Below are 11,531 nucleotides of genomic sequence, written 5' to 3' on the forward strand. Positions count from 1 at the left end.
CTTATCATTCTGCTTCTTCAAAGGCACCAGTATATAACTGATGATATTTACCTTTTACTGCAATCAGCTCATCGTGATCTCCCCGTTCAATAATCCTTCCCTGATCCATAACCATGATGGCATTGGAATTTTGCACGGTTGAAATACGGTGGGCAATAACAAAGACGGTTCGACCTTCCATTAAAGCATCCATCCCCTGGGATACAATGGCCTCAGTTCGGGTATCGATGCTTGAAGTCGCTTCATCCAAAATCATAACCGGCGTATCGGCAACTTCTGCCCGGGCAATCGACAAGAGCTGCCTCTGTCCCTGGGAAAGGCCGGACGCATCGCCTTCCAGTCTGGTATGATAGCCTTCTGGCAAGAGCGAAATAAAATAATCTGCATTTGCCCGTTTGGCTGCTTCAATGACTTCTTCATCAGTTGCATTAAGATTTCCGTAACGGATATTTTCCATGACTGTACCAGTAAACAAATTGGTGTCCTGCAAAACAATTCCTAATGACCGTCTTAAATCCGCTTTTTTAATCTTATTGATATTAATGCCGTCATAGCGAATTTTTCCATCCGCTATATCGTAAAAGCGGTTGATCAGATTGGTAATGGTCGTTTTACCGGCTCCGGTAGCGCCAACAAAGGCTACTTTCTGACCCGGTTTAGCATAAAGGCTGATATCATAAAGGATTTGTTTATCCGGCGTATAGGAAAAGTCCACATGGTCGAAAACCACGTCCCCCTTTAACTGGGTCAGGGTTGTGGTGCCATCATGATGGGGATGTTTCCAGGCCCAAAGTCCCGTTCGCGCTTCAGATTCCACCAGTTCATTATTTTCCCACCTGGCATTAATCAGGGTTACATAGCCTTCATCCACTTCCAGATTTTCATCCATCAGCTCAAAAATTCGCTGTGCTCCGGCCAAAGCCATTACCACCGCATTGAGCTGCTGGGAAACCTGACTGACCGGCATGGTAAAGGACCGGCTAAGCTGCAGGAAGGCAACCAATGCGCCCAGCGTTAAGGAACTGACGCCTGATACTGCCAGAGCCCCACCGACGATAGCTAACAGAACATACTGAAAATATCCCATATTACCCATAAAAGGCATCAGGAAATTGGCAAAACGATTGGCCTGGGTAGAAGCATGGCAAAGTTCTTCATTTAATTCGTTAAAACCGACTTTTGATTCTTCTTCATGGCAGAATACTTTTACGACGCGCTGTCCGTTAATCATCTCTTCAATATAGCCGTTGGTTTTCCCCAATGACTGCTGCTGTTCAAAAAAGTATTTAGCGCTTTTTCCGGTAATGGAGGCGGCCACTCGAAGCATAAAGAGGACCGTCAGCATAACCACGATGGTTAAAATCCAGCTGGTGGTCAGCATGGCAAAGAAGACCGTAACAATGGTAAAAATTGAAGAAATGATTTGCGGAAAACTTTGCGCAAGCATCTGTCTTAAAGTATCGGTATCGTTGGTATAGCGGCTCATGGTATCGCCATGGGTATGTGTATCAAAATAAGAAATTGGCATTTTCTGCATATGCACAAACATCTCATCCCGGATATCTTTAAGCACGCCCTGGGCGATAACGACCATGGTCCGGTTATAGACATACGTTGCCACTACACCCAGCAGATAAATGGCAGCCATGGTCAATATTGCTTGTGCCAATTCATCAAAAACCGGGTTTGGCATTGTCAAAAGCGGAGTAATATAATCGTCAATCAGAACTTGAAGGAAAAGTGAACCGGCCACCCCGGCAACAGCACTGACCACAATCGCAAACATCACGAAAATAAAGGCTCCCAGATGTTTCCGTCTGATATAGGAAAACAAACGCTTGGCACTGCTTATCGTTGATTTTGAAAAACGCGGCTTATTGTTGTTGGTCAAAGTCATTCCCTCCTTTCAACTGAGAATAATACACTTCCTGATAAATTTCATTAGCTGCAAGCAGTTCATCGTGGCTGCCCATAGCATTGATTTTCCCTTCATCCATCACAATAATCGCATCAGCTTCCATAACCGAAGCAATTCGCTGGGCAATAATAAATTTGGTGATGTGGGGAATCTCCTTTAGAAAAGCCTCCCTGATTAAAGCATCGGTCCGGGTATCAACGGCACTGGTAGAATCATCAAGAATCAGAATTTGAGGATTTTTTAATAGCGCTCTGGCAATACACAACCGCTGTTTCTGGCCGCCGGATACATTACTGCCGCCCTGCTCAATATAAGTGTCATATCCCTTAGGAAAGCTCTTAATAAATTCATCGGCCTGGGCCAGTTTGCAGGCATGAATGATCTCCTCATCGGTAGCTGCTTTGTTTCCCCACCGCAGATTATCTTTGATGGTTCCCGAAAACAGAATATTTTTCTGCAAGACCACTGACACCGAATCTCTAAGGGTTTTAAGGTCGTAATTTCGAACATCGACATCGCCGACCTCAACAATCCCAGTCGTAACATCATACAGTCTGGGAATCAGCTGCACCAGGGTCGATTTAGAAGACCCTGTCCCCCCGATAATTCCAATTGTCTGACCGGATTTGATACTCAAATTAACATCCTGAAGGCATAGTTTATCTAAACTGTTCGAATAGGAAAAGCCCACATTAGTAAAGGTGACATTGCCGTTTTTAACCGTCGTAACCGGATTTTTCGGATTTTCCAGATCAATAGATTCGTTAAAAACTTCCACCACACGCTCAGCTGATGCCCGGGAAATGGTAATCATCACAAAGACAAAGGATAGCATCATCAGGCTCATCAGAATTGATGTCGCATAGGTAATCAGACTGGCCAGTTGACCAGTTGTCATATAGCCGGATACAATCATCTGCGCTCCAAACCAGGAAATTAAAAGAATAGAACTGTAGATGGCGAACTGCATCAGGGGTGCATTAAAAGCCAGTATTTTCTCCGCTTTGGAAAACTGCTGATAAATTTTCTCCGATACATCCTTGAACTTATCTTGCTCAAAGTCTTCCCGAACAAAGGATTTAACCACCCGGATACCTCTCAGATTTTCCTGAACTACATTATTCAAATGATCATAAGTTCTAAATACCTTTTCGAAAATCGGATGGGCTTTTGTTATAATCACATAAAGACCGATTCCTAACAGTGGAATCACCGCCAGAAAAATAAGTGAAAGCTGAGGGTTTATATTAAACGCCATAAAAAGCGAAAAAATCAGCATAATCGGTGCTCTGACCGCTACCCGTATAATCATCTGATAGGCATTTTGGATATTAGTGATATCAGTTGTCTGCCTGGTGATCAGGCTGGCGGTTGAGAATTTATCGATATTGAGAAAGGAAAATTCCTGAACCTTATAAAAAATCGCCTGCCGCAAATTTTTTGCATAACCGGCAGATGCTTTGGCTGCATAATGGGCAGATAACAGTCCAAAAAACAAGGATAAGAGCGCTGCCAAAATCATGCCCAAGCCCAAGCCAATAATCAGACTCATATTTCCGGCCTCAATTCCATAATCAATCAGATATGCCATCAGAAAGGGAATCGCCACTTCCATAACAACTTCCATTGCCACATATACACCAGTCTTAATAGAATCTGACTTATAGTCTTTAATATAACTGGCTAATTGTTTAATCATATAGACCTCCTTTATTGTTCGTTTCCTAACATTATCTTTATTTTTTAACCACACTTTCGTGTGGCTCACTTAATATTTTTATTTATTTTTTCCAGAGTTAAAAAGAACTGTGTTAACTCCTCTTCACTCAACCCTTTTTTTAACTGTTCTTCTATGATCTGCAACTTTTCAAGAATCAGCTGATGGCAGGTAACCGCTTTATCTGTTAATGTAATTTTTTTCAGCCTGGCATCAAAATCAACCGCCTCGCGAATAATTAAACCTTTTTTTTCCATGGTGTTTAAAATCCCAGAAACGGTGGAACGCCGGACATTGAATTCCTTCTCGATATCCCGCTGAAAGACTTCCTGGCTATTCTGATGCCTGAAAATATAGCCGATAATCCAACCCTGAAGACCGGTGATATCGGGTTCCTTTTCCATTACTTCATTGATATACTGCCGAATCCGATTAGATGTAGTTTTTATTTCAAATCCGATTCGCTGTGTATTTTTCATCTTTCCTCCTTAATTGTTAGGACACTAACATTATAGCCAAAACGATACTTCTGGTCAATCCATGCGCAAAAATTTAAGCTAGATTAAGTTTTGCACGCCTCGTCAATTACTTATTCAAATCCGCATGGGCTGGTAGGCCACCGGCAAATCCTCCTCTTCCAAAAATGAAAAGCTTTGGTCCCGCAAAATCGGCAAAAAGACCGCATAGGGAATGCGTGAAAATTCACAGGCGTAATTGCTGGCGCCAAACCAGCTGCCGTTTTTACCGCTGATATTAAGTCCTCTGGCAAATTTGGTGTCATTGGAACAATCGTGAACGACCAGATCCCAACCTTCATCATCTGCCATTTTCATCAGTTTCAAAGTCAGCTCACGGCTCCAGATCGGTGAGATATAACCGCGTCTTGCAATATACATCTTTTCGCCTGCATAGTTGTCAATATTATTGGGATTTAAGTGCAGTTCCGCACAATTGATAAAGTCCAGTCCGGTCGCCAGAATCGCTTCCTTTTTTTGCTGAAAGGCTGCAAAAAATTCCGGTGTCATCGGGGTTTCAATCCCCACCTTATTAATATATCTTTTGGCCACCCCAATCATTTCAATGACCTTGTCTGCACAATTGGAAGCACCCAGATTAAAGCGAATTTCATTTAGGCCGGCAGCCCCCAGAGCTTTTAAATTTTCCTCGGTCGCCAGCGTTCCGTTAGTATAAAGATGCTGATAGATGCCTGCTTCACTGAATTTTTTAATGACTGGATAGTAGATTTCAATTTCCATAAAAGGTTCCAGCAAAACATAAGCCAGACCGGTTGGCAGCTCTTGAATCGACAGCAGGAGCTCCAGATCTCTTTCATAAAACTTAGTGCCGCCAATTTCCCATAAGCCCTCACCCACGGGAGCGATGTCATCCAATTCACCGTAGTTATAACAGAATTTGCACTCAATGTTGCATTTATTGGTTTTGCGAACCGCACTTAAGCCACTGCCTAGAAGGCAGGAGCGGCAACCCTGAGGAAACTTATCTTCCGGACCAACATAAAGGGTGCGATTAGCAAGTGATTTCATATTTGTGATCGCTTTTTTCAATTTACTGTTCCGCTCTTCAATCGCTGTTTCAATCTGGGCAAAAGTTGCATAAACAATTTCCTGCTGATTCACCATCAGTTCCTCGTCCTCCGGCAGCATGGCAAAAAATTCAAACCACATCAGGGCATCTTTTTTTGATATTTTCAAATGTATCTCCTAACCTTTCTTTTCAATTATTTCCTGGCGGTTTCAAGCGTTTTATTTTCTTTTCTCAAAAACCAGATCAGTCATCCCGTTGTAGGTGCGCGTTGAAACAAACTTTAACAGTCGCTGGTCCTCTTGTTTTGTAAAAAGACGAATGCCGTCACCCAATAAGATCGGGATGACCGTAATGCAAAATCTGTCAATTAAGTCTGCTGCCAAAACCTGATTAATGATGGCAGAACCGCCGCAAATCCAGATATTTTGGCCTCCTTCAGCTTTTAATCGCCTTATCAGTTCGGCAAGATTCTCATCGGTAAAGCTGATTTCAGGACAGTTCTGAAGCTTTTGGTGGGTCATCACGTAGGTTTTTTTATCGGGATAGACCCATCCCTCAGGCGCCAGTTCAGTAACCAGCTGATGATAAGTTGTATAGCCTAAAATAATGGTATCGACTGTTTCAATAAATTCAGGATATGAGCCCTGATTGTCAGGCTCGCTTCCATCACCACCAAGCCAGCTGATATTGCCATTTGATTCTGCAATGTAGCCATCCAGACTCATTGCGATATATAATACGACTTCGCTCATTTTGGCTCCTTAAAATTTTGTATTTATGAGATCATTAAACTCCTGTTCCAGCACATCATGATAAAACTGCTTAGATTTCTCAAGATCTTTTACAGCTATAAGAATACATAGTATTTCGTATTCCCCTCATTGTACTGTTTATTCTGATTATTCTAAACCATTCTCATCAAATCTTTTTAAAATATTTATTAGGCAAGTGGCCCATTCAGTTGGCTGATCCATAAAAGAAGCATGATGGCCTGGGAAGTTAGTCACCAAATCCAGTGCAATAACCGCGCTACTACTGTTGCCAACAACAAAGGCTGTCTTTTCCCCTACCGCATTCAGAACAGCAATAGCATCCCTGGATTGCTGCGCGATTGAAAATTGATCAGGAGAATGTCTGGAGCTTCTTGCATTTGCCCGTCTGTCGTAGGTAATCACTTTGTAATCTTCTGCCAGAATATCTGCAACTGGAAGATAATTATCACCGTCTCCGCCCCCTGGGGCGATAAATAATATCGGAAGACCTTGGCCACGGACCTTATAAAAAAGCTCATCTCCTTCCGTTTCTGTATAACCACACTGAACTTTCAAATTTGCACCTCCATAATCCTTTGTTTAATGATTTGAATGATCGCCTTCACGCGACTGTAAAAGAGCTGGCCATCTCTAGATATTCTAAAAAGCCTTCTTGCCCCTTCTCTGTCTTGCTGAGCTCCTTATTTTCGGGTCGTGATGAATAGGCTGTTATCCTTTTCCATCAGCTATAATATACACTTTTTTATTATACCATTCAGTGCAATTTACTTAATATCACATTTCTCCTCTAGTTTATTGTCAATTGGACGGTATATAATAAAGTATTGTTTTATAGCCCTTTAAGAATCTTCATTTAAAATGATTATAAACAACTGCGAATTTCAGAAGCGGATTCAGGAAGCGCAGAAGTTAATAATCGGATCTGATAGATCTAGAAATGGAGAAAAAAACATGAAAACAGTTGAAATATATGATACCCAGAAGTTGTCAGATGCAGTGGGCTGCGGCTCCAGTGCTGACCGCGAGAAGTTTCGCCTGGCCACTATTATCAAAGCCTTGTCCCGGGATGGAAAAAATATTAAACAATATGGACTGGATCTAAACCCGGAATCCTTTACTGAAAATAAGGCTGTTCAGGAAGTGATGCAAACCGGCGGCCAAGCGGCCCTGCCAATCATTCTAGTTGATGGTGAACTTCAGCAAACCGGCATTTATCCTAGCAATCTGGAAATGGCCAACTGGTTCGGGATTAGTAAAGATGAACTGGTCCTCATTCTAATGAAGGAAAAAATGGCCAGTAAAAGCTTTTGCGGCGGTGACTGCTGCTAAGTTCTAAACTGATTTAGAACCTGATATGAAAACCTGTTGAAGAGCGGAGGGCATTCAGTATCGATTGATGCCCTCCTCTTTTATCCTGTCTTGCATATAGTTTCTTCTCTCACAAACAAAATCTACCTGTTCAAACAGCTCCTAATTCCCCCTTAATCAATTTTTTCAGAATGATAAACACTTTCTTACAAACTCTATAGGATGCTGGGTTTTCTCTGCTGTTTCTGCAACTGTCATCCCTTGCGAAAGAAATCTTTTAACCACCGTCGTCATGCTTTCGCCAACTTCTATAATGTGCCCATCAGGATCATAAAAGCGGGTTACTCTTTGTCCCCAGGGATACTCTACAACATCATGGAGATAATCTATGGAAAAGTTTTTTAAATGCGTCATGAATTTATCAAATGCTTCCTCTTCAAAATAGAGTTCAAAATTATTTGGTTTATTTAAAATCTCACTTTTTTTAATAAAATCCCTCCATGAATCTTTCGTCTGCAAAGCAAAGTCTCCGGCAAAAGTTATATTTGCGCCAAAATCCAGAATCACTTTCTGTCTTAGAACATCTTCATAAAAGGTTCTTGAAACTGCCATATCAGCAACTACAATCAGTGGGCACTTGAAATTCATACTTTCCTCCATTTTTCTTAACCTTTTTCTATAAAATGATAAGTCCATGACCTGACTTTCTTAGAAAGTTCTATTTCCATTCGCTTTAAATAACAGTTCATATCATATTGACTGCAATCAGTGATAAGCCGGAAATAATCAGCATCATGATAATAATAATTTTAACTACTTTTTCATCCAGCACTTTTGATAACCTTATGCCCAAAGCTAGACCAAGGAGCATAAAGGGAAATAAAATAATGGCATTTTTGAGCACTTTTAAAGTAATTATGCCGGTTATCAGATACATAATAAGGCGAAAAAAATTATCAGCCAGAAGTACCATACACAAGTTTCCGCGAAAAGAATCTGTCGACTCTGTTGTTCTGCCAATGTAGGCAACCAGCAGGGCCCCAATCCCAAACAGACCGCTTATAAAACCTGATATCAAGCCAATCAATAGCAACATGACTGGCGATGATTTCTCTTTTGACGACTGCAATTCTCGTAACAGCATTTCAATTCCAATACAGGTGATTACAATCCCTAAAAATATTTTTATGACTATAACATCACCGTATTTAAGAAGAAATATTCCCGGCACACTTCCCATCACGACTAGAACCGCAAGGGGAAGCCAGATTTTAAGTTTAATCGCTTTACGCTCGCGAACCGCCAGTAAGATATTGGATGGAATTCCAATTAGCAAGTCAACAGGTGTAATATTGATGTTATCATTCTGAAAGCTTAGAATAGAAGTAAAAACAATGGTATTGGCAAAACCGCACATTCCTTTTACCACATAAGCACAAATGACAGCAACAATCATGAGTGGAGTAACATCCATAAATTATCGTGTCGTTCCTTTCTTTGATTAATAATGATTGATTAGTAATCTTTTTATGCTAAAAATCTTAAGATCTTACTCTGTTTCTGTCAAAGAGGCTTTGCCTCCATTCTGATCGTTTTTCTCTGCAGCTTTTCTTCATACATCCATTTGTCCAGCTCTGCAAAAAAGACTCGCAATGATTCTTCATCGTCAGGCGAAAAAATCCCGCTGCCACAACTGATGCTTAACTGATAACTCGCCTTATTTTCCTGATTAAAGCATTCAATCTTCTGGTCCAGTCGTTTTCTTATATTTTCAATCTCCTGCGGATCAGTAACCTCGACAATAGCGGCAAACTCATCTCCACCCAGACGGGCCAAAAAATCATCTCTTGAAAAACTTTCTCTTAAAATCCGGCTCATCTCAATGAGTGCCTGATCTCCAATTTGATGGCCATAGTTATCATTAATTGCTTTAAAACCATCCATATCCATCATAAAACCGGCAACCTTTTTGCCATCTTTTTGCCATTTCCGCCAGTCTTCCAGATAATAATCAAATTCCCGCCGATTATTAAGACCTGTCAAAAAATCAGTATTAATTGTCTTGGATTGGATAAAGACATAAATAATCAAGAGCGAAACCGTCAGTGATGGCCATAATACCACCAGTCCGTAAAAATAAGTTTGCAAAAATCCGCCAATCGCCGGGGGGATGGCAAAGGTCAGCAGCGGCAGCCAGTCCTGGCGTTGAATTCGCTTCCGATTTAGCAGAATCACGACAAAAGCAATTATCGTATAGCCAAAGGCAAAAAATGGCATTAATAAAAACCATTCTCCCCGCTGATAATGGTTGTCTGTGCTCAAAATAAAAAGATAACCGCCCCAGATACTTGCTACTGCCAAAACAGCGTTAACCAGTATAGGAATAATACCAATTTTAAACAATCGATTTAGTCCTTCCGGGTTATGAAAAATAAAATCATAGACATAAAGAATCCATAAAAATCCTGGCAGGGGATTTAATATATAAAAAGTCATTTTCAACAATGACTGGATCACATGAACCGGCTGGCCGGGTACATCATAGAAGAGGATTGAAACACTGTCTATTGCCAGAATTAGGGCATTTACATACAGTAGATACATAAATATCCGGTCTCTGTAACGCGATAAATCAATGTGTTTTTTAGCGCCTTTATAAACAATAAGCAAAATGATAATTGCTGTTATATTTGTCTGTAGTGTATAAGCGATCATCTAAAGCTCCTTTATTAATGTTTTTACTGTATCACCATCTGTTAAAACTGCTTTATCTTCCTTGTTAATTTTATAGAAGATGCCTTTGCAAATATGCCCTGGCTTTTATCTGTGGGTGATGATAGGGAACCTGGTCTAAATCTCCCTTTGACAGTAAAGCTCTGCTTGGACAATATGCCAGGCAGCGAACACCAATGCTTTAAACCGATCTTCCAGCATTTACAATAATATTGTCAACAGGCAAACTTTGCAGTCATTTTTCTAGCCACATATAAGGCATTACAGTCCCTGAAAAACAATAGATTGTATGACTCAGATGCTCTCCTTCAATTCACATCAATCCCTTTAGCAAGCCGTGCTGGCAATTTCCACTCTGTTGCGGCCATTGTTTTTGGCTGCATACAAGGCTTCATCGGCATTTTTGATCAGTTCTTCAGCTGTTTCACTCTCTGAATGAACTTTTAACCCAATACTAACGGTCACCTTGACCTCATTATCAAATTCTATTTCTTCAATTATTTGTCTAAGTCTTTCACTCAATTCATATCCTTGTTCCAGCGTCGTATTTGGCATAACGATCAGGAACTCCTCCCCGCCATATCTGCCTACGTGATCAGTCACTCTGGAATTCTCTTTAATCACATTGGCAATCTTCTTGATCACAACGTCTCCGAACTTGTGTCCATGTTGATCATTGACTGATTTAAAAAAATCAATATCCAGCATTAGTGCGCACAAAGATTGACCATAAGTCTTTGACAAGATGATTTCATCTCTTAAAGACTGATTGATATTGACATGATTTAGAAGCATGGTCATTGAGTCCCGATAGCTTAGATGCTCTAACTGTTTCATTTCGCGATGCAGATGAAGTCTAAGCTGAATGATAAATAAACCCACCACACAGGATACAATCAGAATCAAAAATGAGTGGCTAAGATATACATGCAATCTGTTTCCACCATTGGCTATATCTGGTAAATTGGGATTATTAAGAGCATTGCCATTAATCAGCTGCCAGGCCAGATAACTATACAGCAAAGTATTTGTGGCAATCATAATTATCGCTCTTCTGAGAATCATCGTTGATGTAATTGCCAGAACAATTGTATACATAGTCAAGGCACTGGGAGTTGACGCCTTAATTAAAGTCAGTCTGATCGACCAGTAAAGAAAAATTATGCAGTAAACAGATAAGATTGACTGAGACATATTTCCCGAAATTTTTATCATTTTCAGCCGATATAAAATGGCAATAGCTACAGCTGAGCCATGAAAAAACAACAGAAACCATGAAAAATTTTTCTCGAAAACACTTCGATTAACAGCTGTCACCATAATAAATGCTTCAAAGATAAAAAAAATCAATGAGATGATCATCATTCTGGTCATATTCTCACTGACTATATCATCATAAAATTCATTTCTTCCTTCTTTTGATAGGGGAATAAACTTTTCCTGAACAGTTTTTATTTTATCTGCCCACTGTTTTTTCATATTCTCTCTCCACTTAACGATAAATCTACCGAACGTTATATTATATTTAATATAACAC

General features: G+C 40.4%; 11 protein-coding genes. 1 reads left to right on the plus strand and 10 read right to left on the minus strand.

The features are described from left to right. Positions 1-4: 4 nt before the first annotated feature. From Q5O24_15195 to Q5O24_15220, 6 genes are all read right to left on the minus strand, one after another. Complete coding sequence (locus Q5O24_15195; protein WKY47674.1) at positions 5-1,891, minus strand: ABC transporter ATP-binding protein; 1,887 nt, start codon at positions 1,889-1,891, stop codon at positions 5-7. Continuing rightward, positions 1,875-3,617: an ABC transporter ATP-binding protein gene (locus tag Q5O24_15200; protein ID WKY47675.1), complete on the minus strand. Its 1,743-nt coding sequence runs from the start codon at positions 3,615-3,617 to the stop codon at positions 1,875-1,877. Before Q5O24_15200 ends, Q5O24_15195 begins: the two co-directional genes overlap by 17 nt. Before the next feature lie 65 nt (positions 3,618-3,682). Beyond that, positions 3,683-4,114: a MarR family winged helix-turn-helix transcriptional regulator gene (locus Q5O24_15205; protein WKY47676.1), complete on the minus strand. Its 432-nt coding sequence runs from the start codon at positions 4,112-4,114 to the stop codon at positions 3,683-3,685. A gap of 114 nt (positions 4,115-4,228) precedes the next feature. Next, on the minus strand, positions 4,229-5,347 hold the full coding sequence (locus Q5O24_15210) for a radical SAM protein (protein WKY47677.1): 1,119 nt from the start codon (positions 5,345-5,347) through the stop codon (positions 4,229-4,231). A 51-nt stretch (positions 5,348-5,398) separates the two neighbouring features. Then, positions 5,399-5,932, minus strand: coding sequence for a dihydrofolate reductase family protein (locus Q5O24_15215; protein WKY47678.1), 534 nt, complete (start codon positions 5,930-5,932; stop codon positions 5,399-5,401). A gap of 147 nt (positions 5,933-6,079) precedes the next feature. Continuing rightward, on the minus strand, positions 6,080-6,508 hold the full coding sequence (locus Q5O24_15220; GenBank protein WKY47679.1) for an alpha/beta hydrolase: 429 nt from the start codon (positions 6,506-6,508) through the stop codon (positions 6,080-6,082). A 396-nt stretch (positions 6,509-6,904) separates the two neighbouring features. Between Q5O24_15220 and Q5O24_15225 the strand changes: the two genes are divergently transcribed. After that, the gene (locus Q5O24_15225; protein ID WKY47680.1) at positions 6,905-7,282 is read left to right on the plus strand and encodes an arsenic metallochaperone ArsD family protein; all 378 of its coding nucleotides are present in this window, start codon (positions 6,905-6,907) and stop codon (positions 7,280-7,282) included. A 165-nt stretch (positions 7,283-7,447) separates the two neighbouring features. On the opposite strand, the gene Q5O24_15230 is transcribed toward Q5O24_15225, so the two are convergent. The 4 genes from Q5O24_15230 to Q5O24_15245 form a co-directional block, all read right to left on the minus strand. Next, positions 7,448-7,909 (minus strand): glyoxalase/bleomycin resistance/dioxygenase family protein, encoded by a 462-nt coding sequence (locus Q5O24_15230; GenBank protein ID WKY47681.1) that lies wholly within the window; start codon positions 7,907-7,909, stop codon positions 7,448-7,450. 97 nt (positions 7,910-8,006) lie between these two features. Next, the gene (locus Q5O24_15235) at positions 8,007-8,735 is read right to left on the minus strand and encodes a sulfite exporter TauE/SafE family protein (protein WKY47682.1); all 729 of its coding nucleotides are present in this window, start codon (positions 8,733-8,735) and stop codon (positions 8,007-8,009) included. A gap of 89 nt (positions 8,736-8,824) precedes the next feature. Further along, entirely contained in the window at positions 8,825-9,976 is a 1,152-nt protein-coding gene (locus Q5O24_15240) for a GGDEF domain-containing protein (protein WKY47683.1), read from the minus strand. A gap of 345 nt (positions 9,977-10,321) precedes the next feature. After that, positions 10,322-11,473, minus strand: a complete 1,152-nt coding sequence (locus tag Q5O24_15245) for a GGDEF domain-containing protein (protein ID WKY47684.1) — start codon at positions 11,471-11,473, stop codon at positions 10,322-10,324. Positions 11,474-11,531 lie beyond the last annotated feature (58 nt).

This window comes from Eubacteriaceae bacterium ES3 (assembly GCA_030586155.1).
Classification (GTDB): domain Bacteria; phylum Bacillota; class Clostridia; order Eubacteriales; family Eubacteriaceae; genus Acetobacterium.

Bases quoted from the DNA above. Each gene is read 5' to 3' on its own strand.
- Q5O24_15200 (WKY47675.1), bottom strand. From the start codon at position 3,617: ATGATTAAACAATTAGCCAGTTATATTAAAGACTATAAGTCAGATTCT.
- Q5O24_15205 (WKY47676.1), bottom strand. From the start codon at position 4,114: ATGAAAAATACACAGCGAATCGGATTTGAAATAAAAACTACATCTAAT.
- Q5O24_15215 (WKY47678.1), bottom strand. From the start codon at position 5,932: ATGAGCGAAGTCGTATTATATATCGCAATGAGTCTGGATGGCTACATT.
- Q5O24_15225 (WKY47680.1), top strand. From the start codon at position 6,905: ATGAAAACAGTTGAAATATATGATACCCAGAAGTTGTCAGATGCAGTG.
- Q5O24_15230 (WKY47681.1), bottom strand. From the start codon at position 7,909: ATGAATTTCAAGTGCCCACTGATTGTAGTTGCTGATATGGCAGTTTCA.
- Q5O24_15235 (WKY47682.1), bottom strand. From the start codon at position 8,735: ATGGATGTTACTCCACTCATGATTGTTGCTGTCATTTGTGCTTATGTG.
- Q5O24_15240 (WKY47683.1), bottom strand. From the start codon at position 9,976: ATGATCGCTTATACACTACAGACAAATATAACAGCAATTATCATTTTG.
- Q5O24_15245 (WKY47684.1), bottom strand. From the start codon at position 11,473: ATGAAAAAACAGTGGGCAGATAAAATAAAAACTGTTCAGGAAAAGTTT.